Source organism: Fervidicoccus sp., from assembly GCF_049967375.1.
In the GTDB taxonomy this organism is placed as follows: Archaea; Thermoproteota; Thermoprotei_A; order Sulfolobales; family Fervidicoccaceae; genus Fervidicoccus; species Fervidicoccus fontis.
Genome location: NZ_JBMFSV010000015.1, coordinates 1 through 22,387 on the forward strand (window position 1 = coordinate 1; position 22,387 = coordinate 22,387).

A 22,387-nucleotide genomic window follows, 5' to 3' on the forward strand; every position below is an offset into this window, starting at 1 on the left:
GAGATCTGAATCCTCCACTTATCTGAATGAATCTCTTCAAGTATTAACTTTAAAAGGTTGAAATGCTCTAAATGAATTATGAATAATATTAATTTCTCAAAAATTCCGATGAAGAAGATCCTAAATGCGGATGATCTATAGATGAAGACAAACCCACGCAATGAGGAATTATATAGGCTCATTAGAAAAAAACTAGAGGGTTCTCCTTGGCTTGACGACTTACTCGCTCAGCTTACTGACTGCGAGGGTTCAGCATTTGATTCTATTATTATTTATGACTCAAGCGGAAAGTTGCACAAAGGGGTAAAAATGAGAGTAAAGCCTGTTCTAGAGTCAGATGGCTATTCTGTTGATTATGCAGAAAACATAACTTTACTAGAAAGTGAAAGTGACTGGGAAGAGTTGCCAAAATCGACAGAAAATTGCATAGACACAAGGATATTAAAGCAGGGGGAGCTAGTTGTAATAGAATGTATTGAACCAAAGCTTTCTTTAGAAGAAGTCTTCAGAATTATAAAAGAAATGGAAAGTCCTTCGGTGCTTTGCTATTATGAGTGGGAATGATATTGCAGGCGGTAATCAATTAAAATTTAGAGTTAAAGGCTGGATAGATAGAGAAATTTTTGCAAACTTAATGAGATTCAGTGATTATAAGGGAAGGGAGAATGGAGAAAGTCTTTTTGAAATAAATTACAAAAAGATCAGAGAGAATGGGATAACGTTAGAAGAAGTGCTTAATACACTAAAAAGCTTAGGGGACAAAGTTCCTCCCTTATCCATTCAAGCGCTAGAAAACATCATTAAAGGTGGAAACAAGATAACTCTCTATCTTGAAAATGACGAGATCGTCTTAAAGCCCAACAGCTATATAAAAGACTTATTTGTAAATCTTAAAGAATATTTGGTTTATGAAAGGGAGAAAAAAATATTTAAGGTATATCCAGGGAAATACTTCGATCTTTTAAAAAAAGCCAAAGACATAGGTCTAGAAATAGAGAACAAAACTGGACTTCCAGACAGCTTAAAAATGAGCAAAAAAATTAACTTCAAAGGAGAGCTAAGGAACTATCAAAAAGAAGCGTTAGAAAGTTGGAAAAATAATTCCTCTAGAGGAATTATCGCTTTACCTACAGGCTCTGGAAAGACTGTAATTGGAGCAGCTGCTATTGCAGAGCTAGGCGAGATGACCTTGATAATAACTTACACGAAGGAGCAATTGCTACAGTGGATGGAGATGCTTAAGAACTTTACCGACATACCTCAATCAATGATCGCGGCCTTCTACAGCGAAGAGAAGAGAATAGCTCCTATAACTATATCAACATACCAAACTGCATTCAGACACATAAAAACTCTCGCTTATCGATTCAGCTTATTAGTAGTAGATGAGGTCCATCACCTCCCTGCTGATAAGTTCAAAACGATAGCTTTAGGAATGTACTCGCCACATAGGCTTGGGCTAAGTGCTACAGTCATTAGAGAAGATGGAAAACACGTTGAGCTCTTTCCTTTAATGGGAGGAGTGATATACTATAAAACTCCTCAAGAACTTGTAGAAAAGGGATTCCTTTCTCCTTATGCAAGTTATATTGTTAAAGTCGGCCTGAGCAAAGAAGAAGAGGAAAAGTATGAAAAATTAAAAAACATCTATAAAGCCCTAACCCTAGGCATTCCTTTTGCGGAAGTTCTGAAAAGGGCTAAAAGTGGAGATTCTAGAATGGCAAAAGCGCTTAAAATACACAACGAAATGGTGCAGATCTATCAAAAAGCTAAGGCAAAAGAAGAGGCTGTTAAGAAAATCGTTGAGCAGGAGCTGAAAAACGGCTCCAAAATACTAGTTTTTACTCAATATGTAGAACAGGCTGAAAAACTGGGAAATATGCTTGGTGCGCCTGTGCTTACAGGCTCCACTGAAACAAAGCTGAGAAAGAAAATACTTGAAGATTTTAAAAAGGCGCAGAGCGGGGTGCTTGTACTTACTACGGTAGGAGATGAAGGTCTCGATATCCCTGATGTCAACGTTGGAATAATAGTCGCAGGAACAGGGAGCAGAAGGCAGTTTGTTCAGAGGCTGGGAAGATTGCTGAGACCTAAGCCAGAGAAGACTGCAAAGCTTTATGAAATCGTCACCAAGGGCACAGCTGAAGAGTCTTTAGCAAGAAAAAGGAAGAAGCTGGAAATAGATTCGGATGAAAAGGAAAAGAAAAGCAAACAAACGAAGCTTTTTTGATGTGCATTTTCCTTATTCATGATACTTTTAGTTAATCAATACAAAGTATTTATTTATTTATTTAAACATTTTATTATAAACTAGAGAAATTTGTGAGGTTAATACTTATGAGCATTAACGCGGAATTTCTTAAAAAAGAAGCGGAAATGAAGGCGCTTTCAATTAGGAAAACTTCTATGATAAAATATAAGTTTATAGTGCTGAGCGGGAAAGGTGGTGTTGGGAAAAGCATTGTAACAGCAAATCTAGGTTTAGCTTTTTCAAAGCTTGGTTTTAAAGGTAAAATTGGCATTTTAGATGCAGATATTCATGGACCAAGCATACCAAGATATTTGGGCTACGAGAATGCTGAAGTATTAACCGATGGTGAAAAGCTATATCCTGTAGAGACTAAGTATGGGATCAAATTAATGAGTGCAAGCTTTTTCTTAAAAGATAAGGAACTGCCGATAATTTGGAGGGGGCCGCTTAAGATTAAACTAATTAGAGATATGATCACTTCAACTGAATGGGGTAATTTGGACCTTTTATTGATCGATACTCCTCCTGGAACTGGAGATGAAATACAGGGAATTGTGGAGTATATATCAAAGATAACTGGTGCAGTTGTAGTTACCATACCTTCAGACGTATCTCTACATGTTGTTAAGAGGGCAGTGACCTTTTTGAAAACCGTCAATGTACCGCTTAAAGGAATAATAGAAAACATGAGTTTTGTAAGATGTAATGATGGATCTGTAAAGAGACCATTTGGAGAAGGAGGAGCAAAAGTTGAAAAAGAACTTGGAGAAAAAATAATTGCAAGAATCCCTATGAATCCCCTTCTAAGTAACCCAATTGATGACACTAACAATCCATATGAATATGATAATCTTAATAATAATGAGGTTGCAATATCTTTTATGGAGGCGGCAAAGAAGCTAATCGAGTCACAATCTGGGGTGTAAATATTGACAAAATGGCATTTGAGATGCACACAGTGTGGGACTGAATGGTATTTGGAAGTCAGCTTCAATTTAGCAGAAATGAAGAAAATCTATCATTATTGCAAAACTTGCAAAAAGAATACATTTCATGAGGTTTTAGAAAGGCTAGATTGATTTTTATCTATTGAAAATAAACTTGAAAAGAATGAAATAAATTTTTAATTGTATGCAGAAAACTGAGCTCAGTCTAGCCAATCATTTGTTTCTATTTTCCTTGGAAGGTACTCTTGAGCCAAGAACTTCAATCCCTTACTGGCCATGGCTTCAATTTCCAGCTTGCTATGCGTCAGGAAGAAGATCCCTATTTCCTTAATCCATTTAGGATCTTGGAACCATGGGTATCCTGGCGACTTCTTTATAGTCTTCTTCCCGCCTCTGCTGGACTTCAGCTGCTCATTAGTAAACTCCTTATATACTTTATCGCCTACTAGTTCAACTGCTCTTTCTAGATCTTGCTCCTTTGCCCTTATGATAAAATTCTTCCTTTCTTCTTCAGTCATAAATGGCTTTTTAGTTAGCTTTTCCTTGTAACCAAATGTCTTTAACGCCTTAAGAAACCTCTCTTTTTTCTCCTCTCTTAATTTTTTGGTATCTCCGCTTTTAATTTCCTCGGGCGATAAATAAACTTCATTTAAAGGAACGTCGTCGCCAAAGACGTCGCTCATGGTAACTCCTAAAAATCTTGCTTTGGGCGTAGCAAGCCTCTCACTTTCATAGCTGAGTGTAATAGAGCCTATTTTGAATACGCTATAGATATAAAATCCATACGGATCACTATCAGCTAAAATATACACAGGGAGTTTGAGCTCTTCGTTCAATCTCCTAACAAATCTTCTTGTTGCCCTGTCAGGCTGTCCCGCACTCGTAACTAATATCGCTTTATTAGCTTTCCAATATCCAAATCTGTGCAACTGCTGAAAAACTGCATCCTTCTCAACAACTAAAACATATTCAGCGTTCACATCCAAGAATTCTATTAGATCTGGCGTAGATTCTATAGCATAAGCTCCATGACCCATCTTGCTCAGATCTATAACATCGTTCCCGCTCCTAAGTCTCATATCTCCGACAACTTTCCCCTTTTCTTTACTTAATATGAGCATCTCTTCCCTAAGTTTCCCAGTCAGCACCTCAACATCTCTGAGAACTGCATCGCTCTCCTGTTGCTCTTCCCATGTATTTTTAAACTTATCTTTTGGAGAAACATGGGGGAGTGTGTGCTTCCCTCTGTAGTAAATATCTCTTATTGTGGGGTACTCGTTGTTTACTAATGCCTCATAAATGATCCTTGCCATCAAGACTGTCTGCATAAACCTTCTTGCTTCATTTTCATCAAAGAACTTTCTAGTCAGCTTCTGCTCGCCAAGCAGTAGAAGCTTTCTCTGCCTGTCATAAATTGTGTTTGCCAATGTCCTCTTCTTGATTATTAGTTTTGGTTCTTCTCCTTTTCTCACTTGTTCAATTAGCTTTTCAAATGCCTTCTTTACCGCCTTTATTGACAACTCTCTAGCTTTTTGGTCTATTTTGTCTTGCAATCCTTCCATAATCCTACTCCTCCTTTACCTCTTCTATTATTTTAACTTTCTTTTCAGCGATTGCTTTAAGCGTGCTTTCAAGCTCTTGCGCAATCTTTTTTCTTTCTTCAGGAGAAACCCCATCGTAGAATACTGCAAGGTTTTGTGCTACTTCAGGTATATATTTGAGGAATATCCTGAATTTCTCCTCAGCTTCCTCTCTTTTTCTCTTTTTAACTATATACTTTCTCAATCTCCTTGCTAATTCTTGAACAGCAGCTTCTACTTCTTTTCTAATTTCTTCTACCTGTGCAATACTTTCCTTTCCAACACCTTTATATGGAACTTTTGTTGACGCTATATGAACGAGAACGACTACTATATCGGAAGGATCAAGCTTATAAGTGTTCTTCCAGTTAAAATCATCGGGATTGACAACGCTCCAAATTAAATCAGCCTTTTCATCATAAAGCAGAGGGATCTTATTCGCATATCTCAAAAGTGCAATAAACGGTCCGCTTTGCCCTTTTATAGAATCTCTTGCAATTTCATCTAAGTTTTCGCTTAGTTTTCCTCCGTATGCTATTCCTGCTTCAACTATAAACGGATGTCCTCCGTATGATTTCGGCTTCCTGGTTATCGCATCTACAAACTCAGGATTGAGCACCTGTTTAAGTCCTATTTTTATTAATTCTTCTCCTATAGGAGATAAAGGATCAGGAGAAGGAGAAATGAAATCTACACTTTTTATAGATTTATATAAAGCTTCTATTTCCTTATCATTCAAGTTCTTTGGATTTCTATCAAAATCAATTCCTGCAATTTTCAATATTTCTTCCGCCTTTTTTTCTCCAATCCTCTGAAAGTTCTTCATTAAGAAGTCCTTTATTGTCTTGTTCTTAGATTCGGAAATGCTCATCTTAAGCATTTCCAAGTCTATGCCTAAAGGGTGAGGTTTGGTTTCCTTTGGAGGTACAGGCAACTTATCTGTGACTCTCTTATAACAGACGATCTCGCTTTCTTCTTCTCCATTTCCTTCCTGCTCCCCGTTAAACTTCGGCATTATAAGAGTTATATCAGCATATGGTGCAATGATGGCAGTTCTTTTTACATATACAGAAATGTAGTCTCTCGTCCTCTTATTCCAGTCTCCCTCTATTGTAACCTTTGCAATTGTGCCATGCCAACTTGTTTTTTTCTCCCAAGCTCCTTCCTCAAATACTATTGGCTCATTTTTTCTTATATCAACGCTTAGCTTATAGTAGAAAATCTTATTTGAACGAGAAGTGCTACTGTATATTTCAAAGGGCTTCCCAGTTGTTATTTGGCCATATAGAATTGCCATCTTTGCACCCAATCCATACATACCTCTTGTCTGCCTAAACTTATACTTAGAAGAATAGAGTATTCTTCCAAAAGCATCAGGAATTATATTACTTGGTATACCTATTCCGTTATCCTCAACTGAAACCGTGAAATAGTTTGGATTTGAAGAGTCTTCTCTGCTAATACTTATAACTACGTTCGGCAGGATGCCATGAACTTCTGTTGCATCAAGACTGTTTTCAACAAATTCTCGAACAGTCTGATAAAGCGCTCTCGAAGGACTGCTAAATCCAGCGATTTCCTTATTTCTATAGAAAAACTCAGATGGACTGAGCTGCCTAAAAGACTCAACATTTTCTGTCATCATATCCACCGCACTTATGTCCCTAACCACTTAAAAACCTTTTTTCAAAAATAATTATTATACTTATGAGGTATTTAACTAACTGAGCATCTTTTCATTTAGCATTAACGTTTATTTCTTCATAAAGTTTGAGCTACTGTTTAGAAAAAATACTATTAATATTAAATTATTTCCTCTGCTAACATTTACCTCAAGTTCAATTTAATCCTATATCAATATAGCGCTGAAGCAAGGATTGGGAGAGTTATTGTCGCATCGCCGTAGACTACTATATGTTTTGATTTAGATTTCAATTTACCCCATGAGATTGCCTCTCTCGTCTGCGCTCCACTTAGACTTCCATCATATTCTACGGCAGTTGTTAAATATATAGCGTAGTCCAGCCCATTTTTGAACTGGTTCCACCATATAACATGATGCTTGCTTATACCTCCACCAATAATTAATGCCAAGCTTTTTTTGTCCTGCGACTCGAACGTCATATCTTCTAGAAGCTTTTCATCTAATGATAAGTCCAGTTTTACGTTGTATATTCTTCCATAGATTAGTGCATTAGTTCCAAAACTGCCATCATACATTCCAGGCACTATTATTGGAACTTTTCTTTCATATGCAGCCCTTAATATAGAGTTTTTATCTTCTATTTTTTCCCCAATGCTCCATAAAGCTTCATATACGGCAAGAGTTTTTCCTTTCTTCTCTTCCATAAATTCTTTAACCGCTTTTTCAACTACTTCACCATAGCTTTCAAATGGAACAAATACGTTTCCGAGCCTATGAATGTTGTATTCGTAAAGCATTGAATCATCGTATTCAAAACCTCCCTTAAAGTATCCTGGACCTAAGGCCTTGGCAATATCATGATCTAATGTTCCAGCAGTTGTAACAACTACGTTGAAGTGCCCGTCTCTTATTAGCTTTGCAAACAGACCTCTCAATCCAGTCGATACTAAATTTCCTGTAAATGAAAGGAACCTCAACTCGCTTTCTTTCCTACCTTCACTCAATATCTCTGCCGCTTTCGACAAATGACCTGCCATGAATCCGTGTATCTGCGAATAATAACTTATGAGCGTTTTAAATGATTTGATTTGCTCATCTGTTGGAGGTTCATCCATTATTTTTTCCTTCAATAGCTCTTCTCTGCTATCTTTCATAAAAACCACCTCATCCTTTAGTTACACCAATTGGCCTTAATTTAAGTACCAGTTTTCCAATACCGACTTTATCAGCTACAAGAGCTACTCTGTCTACATCTTTATAAGCACTTGGAGCCTCTTCTATAAGGACGCCTTTTGACGCTGCCTTGACATATATGCCCTTTTTACTCAACTCGCTGATCAGCTGATCTGCCGTATAATTTTTGAGAGCTCTCGATCTGCTCATCCACCTTCCTGCTCCATGTGGAGCTGTAAACCACGTCCTTTTTCCTTCATTTGTACCAACAAGGACATAACTTGCAGTCCCCATAGATCCCGGAATAAGAACTACTTGTCCTATGTTTTTATGATCCTTAGGAATGTCCGGATGTCCTGGGGGAAAAGCCCTCGTTGCTCCTTTTCTATGCACTACCAACCTCTTCCTTTTTCCATTTACTTCGTGCTCTTCAATTTTCGCAATGTTGTGAGCAACATCATAGATTATTTCTAAACCTAATTTATCATCATCTGTTTTAAATACTTCCTTAAAGCTTTCCCTAACCCAATGAGTTATCAGTTGCCTGTTAGTCCAGGCATAATTTGCTGCCGCAGCCATAGCTTTAACATAATCTTGCGCTTCTGGAGAATTAAAAGGTATGCTAGCAAGCTCTCTATCAGGAGGGACCGTACCGTACTTCCTCATTACTTTCTCCATTATTTGAAGATAATCACTCGCAACCTGATGACCGAGTCCTCTGCTCCCCGTGTGAATCATAACAGTAACCTGTCCTTCATGTGTTATTCCTAAGAACTCAGCTATTTTTCTGTCAAAAATTTTTTCCACAACCTGAACCTCAAGAAAATGATTTCCACTTCCTAAGCTACCAAGCTCCGGTGCCCCTCTGCTTTTTGCTCTCGATGAAACTTTAGATGAGTCCGCTATAGACCAGCTACCTCTTTCTTCTATATGTTCAGGATCCTCGCTTCTTCCAAATCCATGTTCAACAGCCCATTCAACTCCTCTATTGAGTACTTCATCGAGTATTGTTGGAGTAACCTTTATTTTTCCCTCACTTCCTAACCCGCTTGGGACATTTCTTGCAATAGTATCAACTAGTTCCTTTATTTTCGACCTCACATCTTTTTCGTCAAGCTCAGTTCTAAGCAGTCTAACGCCGCAGTTTGATACTATTATCCCATTCGCAACGAAATTGTGCGCATCATCATTGACAGTAATATCATAAACATAGCCATCATAGGTCTTTATTTTAATGTCTTCTATCATATCATATACTATATCTCCTTGCAAATTATCTTTAATCCAGTCCTCAAATCTTGGAAAGTTATAAGAGACTCTCGGGACAGTAATTCCATCATATATTGCTCTTTCAACATATTTTTTGTTTATCCACTTAGACTCTTGAGAAAGCATAATAAAAAGAGCTCCTGCTGATTGGCCCTTAACATGCATTGATGCAGCTTTTTCTGCAACTGATGCTTTTTCTTTGAGTACATTAATCTTCAATCTTAGCCAAGATGCCGCTGCAATAGCCAATCTTTGTCTTCTAGGATTGTAAATATAGCCTACTCTTGTCCAAAGCCTAATCAAAAATTTAGGCTTTGTTGATACCAGTAATTTGATCCTCACTTTATCCCCAAGATCCTCCCTACTCATTCCAAGTGTTTTTATTCCAAACTCTTCAAGCATTGATGCAATATCTTTAAGAAATTCCTCCGCATTCTTCTCTAATTCTTTAAGCTTGTTTACTGAAACAAAAGGATGCTCAAATTTATATCCATTAATGGTTTGTGGCTTATTCATTTCTGCGCCAAAATAAGCTGCAAGGTACAATCTCTTCATCCATAGAGGTAGTTCTTTTATCCAACTAGGAACGGTAAAAGGAACATGGGTCTTCTTTCCAATAGGCGCTCCCAATTTCTCAAGCAATTTCCTGAAGCTCTTTGCAGAAACATATACAGAGTTTTCCTTCCCTTTGATTGTCCTGCCATTGTATTCTGAAGCTCTTCTTCTTGTTTTTATATTTGAAGGTTTATATCCTAGAAGTTCGATATCTTTTCTAATCTCTTCCAGACCTTCTTCACTTCCGTAGAACCATGTCTTCTTTCCATCAAATGTTCCATCTCCAGTGAAGTATCCAAGCAGTTTTATAATCAAAGGCAACTTCGGATTGTCTGTATATAGAGGTAAAAGCCCTCTTTTTTCTAACTCTTTTGCAATGTTTTCTTCTAAGTCTTTTCTATCTAATAGTAACTTCTTTGCTGGAGCCTCATACCTAACTCCACTAAACGGATATGTAGCTATTCTCATCCCTTTCTGAAGATCTTTTGCGAGAATCATTCCCCTATCTGTCAATATTGGATGATCATGACTAGCCTTTATGATTCTTCCCGTTTTTGTTTTAATTATATAGATTTTCTCTTCTTTCCTATAGAACCAAAAAACAACTTCTGCATCTCTAGAACGACCATTATTGACCAAAACCTTATCTCCAATTTTTAATTCTTTGATATATCTCCATGCACCATAACTATCAAGAACTTTCATGTCAGGAGTTAGGCAGTTTATGTCATAACCGACGCCGCCGGGACTAATAACACCATTTTCCTCTATATCCATTCCTGCAACTCCGCCTATAGGAAAACCATAACCCTGGTGTCCGTCAGGCATCACATAGCTTGCATCAACTATGCCATTAAGGCAGGCTACATTGGCTGCCTGTTCTAAAGTTAAATCTTCCTGCATTTTCGAAAGAAGAAACTCATCGGCGAAAATAACGGCAGGAACTTTCATACAAGTTTTTTCTCCTTTATCTATTACCCATTCATATTCATTGATTTTCCTTACTTTGACTGGCAAACGAATCACCTTATTTTAAAATAAATATAACAATCCATGAAAATTATACTTCTTGTAAAACTTAAAATTATAATACATATCATTTTATAGATTTAATTTATCAAAGGTTATTAACTTTTAACAAAGCGTGAAATTTTCAGCCTAGAAATTTTTTACATGTCACAACTTGTTTTTGCAAAAGATATTGATATCGCTGAATTTTTTCTATTCCATACTCATGAGCTAGTTTTTGATTGAGAAAAGTTATTATTCTTCAGCATCTCTGATTCCATATTCTGTAATTGAGAACACTACTTCTCCCTCTGGAAGATGAGGAGCATCAACGACTTTAGCGATCCTCTTATTACCTCTGCTCTTTCTAAGCTGAACTCTTACGCCAGGAGCATGATAGAGTACGTGCCCCCCTACTGCTTGAGTAGGGTCTCCGTAAAAGACATCAGGTCTTGCCATTACCTGATTAGTGATAACAACAGCTATATTATAAATCTCAGCAATTCTCATAAGTTGGTGAAGATGTCTATTTAGCTTCTGCTGCCTCGACGCTAAGTTTTCTCTTCCAGGATATTCTGCCCTGAAGTGACCTGTTATAGAATCCACTACTACCAATTTTATACCTTTTTCCTGGATCATTTTTGTAACTTCTTCAACTACTGCCATTTGATGGTCACTATTTACCGCTCTTATATAAAATATGTTTTCCATAACTTCATCTGGATTTAGCCCTAACGCTCTTGCCATCGCTTCTATTCTCTCCCACCTAAACGTTCCCTCGCTATCTATATATACCGCCCTGCCTGAAAGCCCTCCCTTATCAGGTGGAAGCTGGACGTTCACTGATAATTGGTGGCTAATTTGCGTGTTATGAAGAATAAGCCCAGATGCTGAAAGGAAGTTGTGAGTGCCAGGAACAACTAAGTCATATACAAATCCTTTTCTATTCACTAATTTCTTTTCAACAATTTTTTCTATATTAAATCTCTCATTAGATTTTTGAGATAATACTCCTGAAGTTTCAAATACTGGCACTTCATCTCCTTCCTTTAGCGTATAGCTTTTCTTCCAAACAAGTTTTCCTTTGCTACTTACCAAGAAGGGGTGACTTAAAGTAACCTCTATTTTTTCGCCGTTGGAAAGTTTTATCTCTACAAGCTTTTCGACTTTTTGTTTATATATGTACTCTGCTTCGCTTAACTCCATTCTGTTGCCCGAAAAAGTAATGACTTTATTTTTGTTTAAAAGTGGAACCATGAATCCACCGTCATACATTAGCTCTTTTCCTTCGGACGCCTTCATTTCATAAAAGCTTTCTATATCTATTTTTTTCACACTTCCAAAGTCTTCTATTATTACCTCAGTTTCAGGAGAAAAGCACTTTCCAGTTCCAAATTCGCCGAAAAATTCGGTCATGGTTCTTGTTTCTACTCCTCCTCCAAGAAGGTCATCAAGAGATTTACTTCCGGTCGTTATCTTCCCTACACTTTGCCTTTCCTTTTTAAGCTCTAACGCTGTCTTAAATCTTATTTCTAGTGCATCCCTTGCAGCTTTTATAGCCCTCTGTGCTGTGTTAATTGGTATTCCTACCGCAGCGCTTATTTCCTGTGGTGTTGCAACTGCTATTGCTTCAAGAGTTCCATATCCTGCTTCGATCAGCTTGGTAGCAGTTGCAGGGCCTATACCAGGCAGATCGGTTAAAGTTTTTATAGCATTTATTTCTGATTCGTCCTTTTCTTCATCTTTTTTCTTTTCTTCCTCCGAATCTTCACTTTCAGAAGTTTTTTGAGATTTGGGTACCAAAATACTCTCCCTTTTATTAACTTATAATTGATCGAATACTCTTTTTCCTAGTATAAATAAATAGTAGTCCGAAAATATTTTTTTCGCTAAAATTCAAACGGAAAATCATTCCTCTTATAGACAGCATCGAAAAACATATATTCGTATATAGTGCTGAGCCTAAATGTCCTCTTAACTTTCTTCAAAGCTTTTTCATCAAGTTCTGAAAAAGTTTCCTCAGCTATTTTGAGTATTCTGTTAACTATATTTTCATATTTTATGTTAATTGAATAAGTTTCTATCCACTTTTTATAAAGCGGATTTGGAGAAGATTCCTCTGCGAGTTTTTTCCCGACCTCTAAATAAATCCAATAACAAGGCAGAACTGATGATATACCTATAGGATAATCTTCTAAAACGATAGTTGATATTAGATGATTCGAATATGCCAACGTAACTTGATTCGGTCTCACTTCCTCTAGTTTCTTTCTATCGATATTCCAAAATGAGAAAAAGCTCTCCTGCATAGCCTTTTCCACTTCATATACTCCAATAGCATCTTCAATAAATGTCTTCTGCCACTCTTCCTTTGGCATTTTCGATGAAAGTAGAGATAGAGCTTTCGAGTAATTAGTTAAATAAATGTAATCTTGAATTATGTATTCCCTGAAAACTTCTTCATTTAACGATCCTTCGGAAAGCTCTTTCAAAAATGGATGATTAAGTATTGCTTTAAAAATGTCTTCTATACTATCAAAAAGCATATTGAGAACGGTCATTTTTCGACCTCATAGATAATATTTATCAAGAATTTTATCTTAACTTAAAATATTAAATTAACTGTATTCCAACTAATTTATACTGAAGGCCCTAGCCTTTCAATGTGAGGAAGAGTCAAACTTTTCAATAAACAAAAAACCCTTATTTCTTTGAGATAGGAATAAAAAGTTCACAGTTTCACATAACATATTTTTGCTTTGATGATAAGGATGATAAATATTGAAATAGCAAATGCTTTGTTAATGATCGAACCTATGGAAAAGATGAAAGACTGACGGCTTAGAGAAAAGATCTGGAGAGGTTCTTTGACCATTCTTATGCATTTCAATTGAAAGTAATGCATTCATGGATATGTACTGGAATCCTATGATCCTGCAGGAAGGAATTAATTATCCTAAAGAAGAAATTAGGATAATATTAATTGAGATTTTTGGTTCAACATGCTAACTCCAATGAGGTCTTGTAAATGAAGGAAGAAGGAAAAGCTTTGGTTTTCTTTTTAATATATGTGATCGGGAGCGTCCCACTGAATTTTTTCGTAAAAGATCTTCTGGAATATTTTAGCATTGGTTTTTCCCTTTTTATCAGATTCATCATCATGTTCTTATTTACAATACTGTTTTCGAAGAAGATCATTTTAAACAAAAATATAGCAGTTCTTTCTTTTTTCGTCTTTTTGAGTACAACGTTGTGGCTATATAGCCTCATATATCTTTCTCCAGCAGATTCACTAGTTTTAAGCTATTCTATGCCATTAATTGCATCATTAATTGGAAGAAGGATTTTGAACGAAAAAAGCGGAGAAATATATGGAGTACTTGTGGCTTTTTTGGGCTATATAGCTTACAGTTATAACTTAATGAAAGGTTTCACATTATACGGAACTGTTCTTTCTTTTATAAATGCATTTGCATGGGCTTATTATAGCGTTCTTTATAGAAAACTGAGAACCTTTGATGTATTTGTTCTTAATTCATCAGTTTTCCTTATTTGTTCGTTGTTCTCCCTCGCTGTACTCCCTTTATATCAGCCTATCATTAAAGCAGGGGCTGATGACAATGTGTTCGCTGATGTTATTTGGTTCGCAACAATTGGAGGAGCGGTTCAATTTCTTTCTTGGAACAGAGTCCTTTCTATATGGTCGGCAAGCAAAGCTACAGTTTTAAGCTATATTGTTCCAATTTTGACTTTTATCATCCAATGCTTCTCAAATAAGGAGAGTCCATCGCTTCTTCAAGTAATTGGAATAGCTTTAATAACAATAGGCGTCATTTTAACATTCAGAAACGAATTAAAAAATCATTCTAATTCGTCACTAAGCGATGAATCGATAAGCCTTTGAATGCCGCTGATTTGCTTTATGATTCTCGCTACTGAAGGAGGAACATAGCTTTCCCATTTCTCTCCACTGAGCATTTTTTTCCTAATTTTCTTGCCACTATATTCTGACCTAAGAAAGAATGGAGGAACTAGAACATCATATCTTTCTTCTTTAGCAAGTCTTATGACAAGGGGATTTCTAGAGCATACAGCATCAAAAGGAGGTAAGAGGGATTCTAGGTAAGAAATCCATATGCTGTTATACTCTATATCGGGCACAGGCACTATATAGAATTTGCTCAGATCGAAGCCTTCTTCCTTTAATGCCTCTCTTATCATAACCATCCTCTCTCCTGCAGTAAACGGATTATCGACCATATGGCTTTTTTGCGCGCTACCAATTGCAATTATTATTTCATCGCCAAAATTTAGCATCCATTTTATAACTTCTATATGTCCATAGTGAAGTGGTTGAAACCTTCCTGGAAATAATATTCTATTGTAGCGCTCCTTTATTTCTTCAAACAAACCTTTTCACCAATTTTAAATCCATAATCTGCGAATAAATTACCCTTGTTCTTTGCAAGCTCCAGGAATCCAAAGCTGTTTTCATAAATTGCAAGTTCATTTTCTTCTAATAAGCTAAAAGTAGGAACATTCTTAAAAATATATTTCTTGTTATCGCTTTTCTTCAGCACTTCTACGTCTTTTCCCATAATGCTGAGGATCTTTCCCTTAGAAGAGAGAACTACATTTCCAAAAACGTCCTTGTGAATAATCTCAAAACAGATATAAGCACCGTCCTTTTGCATCTTAATAAGGCTAAGCTTAGAAAGGGATTCCAAATTGAGCGGATCACCGAAAAATCCAGGATCCCCGTTTTTAGCAAGCCTAGCCGCTATTGGCGCAAACACATCTCTGCCGTGAAATGTAGAAGATATGTTACGCAGGTCGCTCTTTTCAATAGAGATTGAATAGGCTTCTGCTTGAGAGAAATTCTCCTCTATAATAGGCCAAAATATCCCATTATCCGGACCAACAAAAAACCAGTCTCCTGCTTTTACTATTAAAGCCTTCCTATCACTTCCTACTCCTGGATCGATTACTGCTAAGAAGACCGTTCCACTGGGGAAATATTTATAGGAAGTGTAAAGAAGATATGAACCACTAATAATAGAAAACGGGAGGACATTATTAGAAATATCTAATGTTTTTACCCTTCTATTTTCCTTCATTATTACCGCTTTCATTACTGCGACATAATTGTCGATATCCCCAAAGTCTGTTAATATTGCAATTAAGCCTTCTTCATAACTTCTCTCCATGCTTCCTACCTATTGTATGGTTTTCAATATAATGGATTTCCATTTTTTTTATTATTAGCTTAAAGATATTTTTACCGTTTATATTTAAAATTGTCTTTTAAAAAGTATATCGGAGAAATATTATTGATATATAAAAAACATCCAAATCTATATAATTGATTAAGCAAGCAGATATTTTTATGATTTAAACTGTAATATAATCACTATATGTTCATTCTCCTATCCATATTACCTTATTCAAATTTTGGATTCATTTTAGAGAAATGGGCATAAATTTTTCTCATCTATTTGGGCTTGCATCTTTCACTTGCAGATAAGTGGGGAAGATCGAAATCCCACATTAGTTTTTTATGAGATTTACTTTTTTGGGCTATGGACTAAACTTCGTGTTTAGCTAAAATAGTTAATGTTAGGGATCCCTCACTGCATATAACGTCTTAAAGATATTTAAATATCAAATCCACTATAAAATAGTGAAATCTTCAATTGTAAAAAGGATATATTATTTTAGTTAATTCATATAAATCATAATGGTGAACTTAAGTGCCGATGGTTCAAATTAGCACGGAAAGAATTAGCGCAGAAAAAGTATCTGAAATCCCACCGCCTATGATGAGATATAATACACAGCTCAACGTAACAAAAATAAGCGAGGATCCTCATACTGGCATTGGAGCTTATGAATTTAGGATCTCCCTCCTCTCGGATCCTATGGTAGTAAATATAGTTATTACCGGAAAAGTTAGAATACAAGCACAAAACCAAGATGAAATAAAAGAAATATTTACAAAAAAGAGCAATGAAGAAAGAGCTAACTTTGTTGCCGGATTAGTACTTCCTCATCTTATGGGAACTTTAATTTTGATCTCAAGGGAGTTGCAAGTCCCTCCACCTCTTCCAATGGCACCTCCACCTCCTCAAAAAACTAAAGAAGATTTTCATTCAATTTGAAGTGGGAGAAAATATGAGGATTTTGCAGATTCATGCGAAAAAGTTTTCTTTTAGAACAGTTTCGGAAGCGCTACAGAAGAAAGATGAGACACCCATACACGAACTTAGCAAAGAAAATGTCCTTGTTGCTTTTATAAGTGTAGAAAGAGGAGACGACGAAAAGGTAATAGAAAATGCGACAGAATCTATAGCCGAACATGCAAAAAAAGTCAATGCTAATAGCATTATCATTTATCCATATGCTCACTTATCTAGCAATTTAGAAAAGCCTGACCAGTCTATAAAAATTTTAGATGAGCTTAGCGAAAGGTTAAAAGATAAAAAACTGGAAGTGGCTAGAGCTCCTTTCGGCTGGTATAAGGAGTTTGAGCTTTCGTCCTTTGGACATCCTCTTGCAGAACTGTCAAGAGAGTTCTCTTCTGCGGTATCGCTTCAAATTAAGCTATCAAAAAACTCATATGATAAGCTTGTCAACGACTATCTCAAGAGGTTTGGCTTTGAGGTTTATTCCAATGGATTTAACATAAAAGAACCTTGGGACAGCTTAGTTAAAGAGTTCTGTACGCTCAAAGCTGAAAACGAATTTTATGAAACCCTGAATGGAGTCACTTTAAAAGAAGGAAGCAGAAGTTTTTTCAAAGCGAAAATATTGCCAGGAAACAACGAGATCTTTGACTGCACAATGGATATAGACTTTTCTATTATTAGGAATAACATTAAGAATTTGAAACTTGAAAATGAGGAGGGCATTGCTTTTTACAGAAGTGAAAATGTGGACTCAATACCAGTAGCAACAATCATTAATAATAGATATTTCCCTTTCTTCAACGGAAGCCTCTTTTCCCTTATACTAGATAGATTAATAGAACTCGAGGAAAAGAAAGCACTAAGTCCATATTTACCTATGCTATTTTCACCATATCAAAGCGTAATTCTTAAAGTTGGAAACGTAAATGAAGAAAAAATAATAGAAGTAAAAAGACTGCTAGAATCGATAGGCCTTAAAAGGGTGTATCTAGATCTCAGCAATGAAAAGATTGGTAGCAAATTACGAAAATGGGGGATGAAGTGGGTTCCACTGGTTTTTATCTATGGAGAAAGAGAGGAGGAAACTAATACTATAATTTTAAGGGAAAGAAAAACCAATGTACAATATACTATCTCTTTAAGTGAGTTAGAAGGTGCAGTAAAGAAATTTTTAGAAACCCAATAAAATATGAATATAAAAAATGATGTGAAAATAACAGCGGAGGATTTTCCGATGAAGATGTGAACCTCCACTGATTTTTAAAATTATAGTAATTCATAAATGCATATATGCTTTTTACGTGTTCATGTCAAACAAAAATATAGAATATAAAGCTATAGTCTTCCATCCGTTCCCCAAAAGGAAATACTTTGATTATATATTGAATACTTTGTTTTGTTCTAACTTTTTGTTGAAAATTTTTTATCCAAAAAATTATAAAATTCCTAGATATTTTTACTAGAAGGAGGATGAACCTTGACTAAAGCTAGAGAGCTATTTACTTATGCAAGGCCTTGGTCCTTTCCTATGACGATTATTGCTATATCTTTCGGAGTATTCTATGCGCTTTTAAAAGGTTTTTCGCCCGATATTTTATTAAAATCGTTGATCGTTATCCTGGGAGGTATACTCTTTCATGCTTCTGCTAATCTTTGGAATGATTATTATGATTATAAAAGAGGAGTAGACATAAAAGAAGCACCAACCAACATTTATAGAAAGCATCCAATCCTTTCTAATAGTATTAGTTCACAAGGAATTTTTATATATGCTTCATTATCCGCTATTGCAGGTGTTTTGCTCGGAATTCTTATCTATATATTTTGGGGCAATATTTGGGGTATAATTTTTGGAATAATTGGTCCTTTTCTAAGCTTCATGTACACAGGTTCAAAGTTTGCGTTAAAATATCTCTCATTAGGTGAGCTTGAAGCATTCATTGCATATGGCTTTCTTTTTTCTATTGGAAGCTATGCGATAATTACAGGTGACTTAACCTTTAGACCAGCAATTTTTTCGATACCATATGGGTTTCTCGTTGCCGCTGTATTAACTGCAAATAATACTAGAGATATAGACTTCGATCTATCAAGAGGAGCGAAAACTTTATCGGTAAGGATTGGGAAAAAGCTCTCATTAATTCTTCTTGAATGTGAATTAACTCTTCCTTACATTTTAACATTGATCCTTGTTTTTATGAAAATTTTTCCGGTATGGGTCATAATTTCACTTGCAAGCTTATACAGAGCGCTAAAAACTATAAAGAATTTTAAAGAGAAAGTACCTAGCAATGCGGATCCCTTGTTAGCAAAAATAACATTAGAATTTGGTTTATTGTTTTTAATAGGACTTGCAATTAGCTTACTAATCTTGTAACGTTTAAGGAGTAAAAGCTAGCAATAAAGAAAAACTCAAGTAAGTTACAAACGAATGTTTTTTAAGAAGTTATTTGACCATTCTATAGCTTCGTTTGAATTTTCAAACAGATCCTCCACCATATCAATGAGCATTGATTGCGTTAGAAGAAAAACTGCCTCCTCTCGTTTTAGCCCTCTGCTTGACAAATAGAACAGGATGTCCTCTGGAATGTCGGATATGTCAGTACTGTGCTCTGCAGTCTTTATTAAATTAGTGGTTATTTCCAGTATTGGAACAGAGTGGTTTATTGAATTTTTCGATGTTTTTATTAGATAGCTTCTTAGCTTATTTTCGCTTTCGATAGAATTAGTTTCTGCCTTTAATGTGCCTCTGTGAACTATCTCTCCGCCCGCATTAATTCCTCTTACAAGTATTTCCGCTATGCCTTGAGAAGAGTCATTTAGAATATTAGTTGTAAGATCTGCTCTGTTGTTGTTTGTGACTAATGATAGAGCCTTTATATTAGCTTTAGACATGCTTCCTAAGATAACTATGTCGGCTCTGTTGTGGATGATGCCTCCACTTGTAGCAGTCCTTACGCTTATATCATCTTTACCTCTTCCAAGAATTCTTGTCTCATAAAAGAACGGACTATTGTTTGGGGCTTTAACCAAATTTAGTATTTTTATCTTGTTTTCTCCCTCTCCATCAATTTCCAAAGTAAAGCTTGAAAGAGATGACTCAGAAATCGGAGCATATATAACCTCAAGATTTAACGATGCACTTCTTTCTAATTTTATTGAAAGATGATGAGATGATGATCCTTTTTTAGGCGGAATAATTGCTAATTTTACATTGCGCTTTTCGCCCTCTTTTATGAGCAGTGAAATATACTTATCTATCCTTAAGAAGTGCTTGGCATACACTTTGCCTTCACTTAAGTCGTACAGCTTCAATGCATTTCTTGAAAATTTCTCAACTCCTATATCGTTTATTCCACTATACTCAAAGCCGTCCGGCTTTAGCAATATTGTAGGGGATTTTTTCAACGTACCTATGTCAATCCATCCTACTGTTCCCTCTGGCATGTACCCTAACAATTCATCAAAAGTAGCCCAATCAGTATAGTATTTGATAGTAGGACTGTCCTTGAACTTCTGATAGGGCATCTTTTCTAACTCTAATTCAGAAGACGCCATCTATCCTTTCCCTCCAATGCTGGAAAATTCAAGCTGTATTACAGAGTTAAGAACTGAAGCCATTTCGAAAGGCAAATTAACTAGTACGTTTTCTAGATATCCTAATACTATAATGCTTTTAGCCTCATTTTCCCTTAGGCCTCTGCTTTCTAAGTAAAACAACTGATCCTCATTTATCTTTCCAGTTTTAGCCTCATGATTTACAAATGCAGTATCTTCTAGAACCTGATTGTGAGGATATGTATAAGCTTTACTTTTTTCATCAAGAATTAAACTTTCACAGCTGCTTGTAGCCCTTGAATTTATTGCCCCTTTATTTATCCTAATCAGCCCTCTGTAGATGTTTATACCACCATCGGCACTTATACTTTTATTGACTATTTTGGCCGCTGTATTCTTTCCATTCATAATTACCTTTGCGCCAGCATCTTTAATCTTATTTCCCTTTGAAAGAGTTATGGTATAAATAGTAGTTTTAGAATTGTCACCTTTTAGTATGGTACTAGGATAAACATAAGTAACTTTGCTTCCAACGCTTCCCTCTAACCAGTCGACTTCTGCACCTTCCTCAGCAATCGCTCTTTTGTTATTGAAATTGATAACATTTTCACTCCAATTTTGAAGGGTTGTGAATTTTATATGGCTGTTTTTATGCGCATAGATTTCGACAGCGCCATCATGAAAACTGTACGTTTTGTACATTGGTGCTGAACAGCCCTCAATAAACTCGATATAGCTGTTTTCATCTAAAACTATGAGGGTATGCTCATACTGTCCTTCAAGAGCCTGAGATATTACGAAAAAAGCCTCAATAGGTTGCCTTATCTTCACATTTTTTGGCACGTACACAAACACTCCGCTGCTCCAAAGTGCATAGTGAAGAGCAATAAACTTATGCTCAGTAAACGGAAAAACTTTGGAAAAATAACTTTTAACTATATCTGGATATTTTTTAACAGCTTCTTCCATAGGGATCATTATAACTCCTTTTTCTTCTAATGCCTTCTTAGTTTTAAGATAAATTGTATCGCTTTCTAAATGCAAGCTCAACCCAGAAAGAGCCCTAGCCTCTACCTCAGGGATATTAAGGACTTCATACATTTTCCTAATATTTTCCGGTAACTCCTCCCAGCTTTTAGCTAGGTTAACATCAGGCTTTAAATAATGCGTGAGCTCGTCTATTGTAAGTTCCTCTACTCCAAGGAGCCAATTTGGTGTTGGAAGCTTTTTATACCATTCAAAAGCTTTTTTCCTCAGCCTCAGCATCCACTCAGGCTCATTTTTTAATTGACTAATTTCTTCGATAATGCTCTCTTCCAGCTCTCCTTTAATTTGGAACGAATACTTTACTGAATTATTTTCCAATCCTCTCTGTTCTGTCAGCATAGAAATTTTTCTTCTAATTTCTTCTCTGCTTAAATCCTCACTCATTTAAATCACCTGCAGTAATGCCAAGCTTTTCCGCAAATTTTTTATATCCCAACTCGTCAACTTGTTTTGCAAGTTCGCTTCCACCTTCAGCTATTTTCTCTCCATTGAAAAGCAACATAACCTTTTCAGGCTCTACATATTTGAAAAGTCTCGTATAATGGGTTATGAGGATCACGGCTCTATCCTCTTCTTTCATTCTTTTTATGATATTAGATACTATCTTAAGTCCGTCTACATCCAATCCACTATCAGGCTCGTCCATTATGATGTTTATAGGTTTAAGCACTAGTGCTTGAAGAAGCTCAGCCCTCTTTCTCTCTCCTCCGCTGAATCCTACATTCAACTCCCTGTATAGAAAATCTGTGGAAAGCCCTACTTCACTTGTAGCCTCATTCATCTCTTTTATTACTTCGGGTCTATGCACTTTAAGAAGCTCGACTTCTTTTCCAATTTTTTTGTTGTATGAGCTAAGTATTATATTGCTAAGCCTTACTCCCGGTATTTCTGGAGGAGATTGAAACAGTAACATAAGCCCCCTCAAGCTTCTCTCATGCGCACTCAAATTTGTAACATCTTCCCCATTTATGTAAATTTTACCGCTGATTACTTCATACCTCGGATGACCCATTATCACGTTTGCTAAAGAGGTCTTTCCGCTTCCATTTGGACCCATTATAGCAAGGACTTCGCCATTGTTGCACTTTAAGCTCACATTTTTAATAATGATTTTGTCTCTAACTGACGCTGTTAGGGAGATTGTTTCTACCGTCAATTGCTCCACCTCA

Annotated in this window: 18 protein-coding genes and 3 pseudogenes; 8 read left to right on the forward strand and 13 right to left on the reverse strand. The window is 36.1% G+C overall.

Going from position 1 to position 22,387, the window contains the following annotated elements:
- The first annotated feature begins 141 nt into the window (after positions 1–141).
- The 4 genes from ACP5SL_RS03830 to ACP5SL_RS03845 all read left to right on the forward strand — a co-directional run bounded on the left by ACP5SL_RS03830 (position 142) and on the right by ACP5SL_RS03845 (position 3,330).
- Positions 142–564, forward strand: coding sequence for a hypothetical protein (locus tag ACP5SL_RS03830; protein WP_014557885.1), 423 nt, complete (start codon positions 142–144; stop codon positions 562–564).
- Positions 551–2,230 carry a DEAD/DEAH box helicase gene (locus ACP5SL_RS03835; protein WP_014557886.1) on the forward strand — a complete coding sequence of 560 codons (1,680 nt, stop codon included), beginning with the start codon at positions 551–553 and terminating at the stop codon, positions 2,228–2,230. Before ACP5SL_RS03830 ends, ACP5SL_RS03835 begins: the two co-directional genes overlap by 14 nt.
- Positions 2,231–2,337: 107 nt before the next feature.
- Positions 2,338–3,177, forward strand: a complete 840-nt coding sequence (locus ACP5SL_RS03840; RefSeq protein WP_428228207.1) for a P-loop NTPase — start codon at positions 2,338–2,340, stop codon at positions 3,175–3,177.
- Positions 3,178–3,180: 3 nt separating this feature from the next.
- Positions 3,181–3,330, forward strand: a complete 150-nt coding sequence (locus ACP5SL_RS03845) for a hypothetical protein (RefSeq protein WP_169311378.1) — start codon at positions 3,181–3,183, stop codon at positions 3,328–3,330.
- 68 nt (positions 3,331–3,398) lie between these two features.
- On the opposite strand, the gene ACP5SL_RS03850 is transcribed toward ACP5SL_RS03845, so the two are convergent.
- The 8 genes and pseudogenes from ACP5SL_RS03850 to tenA form a co-directional block, all read right to left on the reverse strand.
- Positions 3,399–4,760, reverse strand: coding sequence for a DNA topoisomerase IV subunit A (locus ACP5SL_RS03850; protein ID WP_014557888.1), 1,362 nt, complete (start codon positions 4,758–4,760; stop codon positions 3,399–3,401).
- Positions 4,761–4,764: 4 nt separating this feature from the next.
- Positions 4,765–6,420, reverse strand: coding sequence for a DNA topoisomerase VI subunit B (locus ACP5SL_RS03855; RefSeq protein WP_148683617.1), 1,656 nt, complete (start codon positions 6,418–6,420; stop codon positions 4,765–4,767).
- Positions 6,421–6,632: 212 nt separating this feature from the next.
- The gene (locus tag ACP5SL_RS03860) at positions 6,633–7,577 is read right to left on the reverse strand and encodes a deoxyhypusine synthase (RefSeq protein WP_428228208.1); all 945 of its coding nucleotides are present in this window, start codon (positions 7,575–7,577) and stop codon (positions 6,633–6,635) included.
- 10 nt (positions 7,578–7,587) lie between these two features.
- The gene (locus tag ACP5SL_RS03865; protein ID WP_428228209.1) at positions 7,588–10,446 is read right to left on the reverse strand and encodes an RtcB family protein; all 2,859 of its coding nucleotides are present in this window, start codon (positions 10,444–10,446) and stop codon (positions 7,588–7,590) included.
- Between the two features lie 237 nt (positions 10,447–10,683).
- A pseudogene (gene radA / locus ACP5SL_RS03870) lies at positions 10,684–11,295 on the reverse strand (DNA repair and recombination protein RadA); the annotation flags it as partial.
- Positions 11,296–11,301: 6 nt separating this feature from the next.
- Positions 11,302–11,796 (reverse strand): annotated as a pseudogene (locus ACP5SL_RS03875) (Hint domain-containing protein); the annotation flags it as partial.
- 12 nt (positions 11,797–11,808) lie between these two features.
- Positions 11,809–12,147, reverse strand: a pseudogene (locus ACP5SL_RS03880) (helix-hairpin-helix domain-containing protein); the annotation flags it as partial.
- Positions 12,148–12,317: 170 nt separating this feature from the next.
- Positions 12,318–12,989, reverse strand: a complete 672-nt coding sequence (gene tenA / locus ACP5SL_RS03885) for a thiaminase II (protein WP_014557893.1) — start codon at positions 12,987–12,989, stop codon at positions 12,318–12,320.
- A 467-nt stretch (positions 12,990–13,456) separates the two neighbouring features.
- Between tenA and ACP5SL_RS03890 the strand changes: the two genes are divergently transcribed.
- Positions 13,457–14,332, forward strand: a complete 876-nt coding sequence (locus ACP5SL_RS03890) for a DMT family transporter (protein WP_193803733.1) — start codon at positions 13,457–13,459, stop codon at positions 14,330–14,332.
- Here the strand turns inward: ACP5SL_RS03890 and ACP5SL_RS03895 are convergent.
- Entirely contained in the window at positions 14,290–14,805 is a 516-nt protein-coding gene (locus ACP5SL_RS03895) for a nicotinamide-nucleotide adenylyltransferase (protein ID WP_148683839.1), read from the reverse strand. The two genes, ACP5SL_RS03890 and ACP5SL_RS03895, sit on opposite strands and share 43 nt — an antisense overlap.
- Positions 14,806–14,822: 17 nt before the next feature.
- Entirely contained in the window at positions 14,823–15,635 is an 813-nt protein-coding gene (locus ACP5SL_RS03900; protein ID WP_014557897.1) for an SAM hydrolase/SAM-dependent halogenase family protein, read from the reverse strand.
- Between the two features lie 543 nt (positions 15,636–16,178).
- Here ACP5SL_RS03900 and ACP5SL_RS03905 point away from each other — a divergent pair.
- The 3 genes from ACP5SL_RS03905 to ACP5SL_RS03915 all read left to right on the forward strand — a co-directional run bounded on the left by ACP5SL_RS03905 (position 16,179) and on the right by ACP5SL_RS03915 (position 18,990).
- Complete coding sequence (locus ACP5SL_RS03905) at positions 16,179–16,586, forward strand: hypothetical protein (RefSeq protein ID WP_148683618.1); 408 nt, start codon at positions 16,179–16,181, stop codon at positions 16,584–16,586.
- A gap of 13 nt (positions 16,587–16,599) precedes the next feature.
- Complete coding sequence (locus ACP5SL_RS03910) at positions 16,600–17,799, forward strand: threonyl-tRNA synthetase editing domain-containing protein (protein WP_428228210.1); 1,200 nt, start codon at positions 16,600–16,602, stop codon at positions 17,797–17,799.
- Between the two features lie 291 nt (positions 17,800–18,090).
- Positions 18,091–18,990: a prenyltransferase gene (locus tag ACP5SL_RS03915; protein ID WP_193803731.1), complete on the forward strand. Its 900-nt coding sequence runs from the start codon at positions 18,091–18,093 to the stop codon at positions 18,988–18,990.
- A gap of 44 nt (positions 18,991–19,034) precedes the next feature.
- On the opposite strand, the gene ACP5SL_RS03920 is transcribed toward ACP5SL_RS03915, so the two are convergent.
- Genes ACP5SL_RS03920 through sufC form a run of 3 tightly spaced genes read right to left on the reverse strand, consistent with a single transcriptional unit; the run spans position 19,035 to position 22,383 of the window.
- Complete coding sequence (locus ACP5SL_RS03920; RefSeq protein WP_014557901.1) at positions 19,035–20,171, reverse strand: SufD family Fe-S cluster assembly protein; 1,137 nt, start codon at positions 20,169–20,171, stop codon at positions 19,035–19,037.
- The gene (gene sufB / locus ACP5SL_RS03925; RefSeq protein WP_014557902.1) at positions 20,172–21,602 is read right to left on the reverse strand and encodes a Fe-S cluster assembly protein SufB; all 1,431 of its coding nucleotides are present in this window, start codon (positions 21,600–21,602) and stop codon (positions 20,172–20,174) included. It abuts the gene before it with no gap.
- A complete protein-coding gene (gene sufC, locus ACP5SL_RS03930) occupies positions 21,595–22,383 on the reverse strand; it encodes a Fe-S cluster assembly ATPase SufC (RefSeq protein WP_014557903.1) in 789 nt (262 codons plus the stop codon). The genes sufB and sufC overlap by 8 nt, the downstream gene beginning before the upstream one ends.
- Positions 22,384–22,387 lie beyond the last annotated feature (4 nt).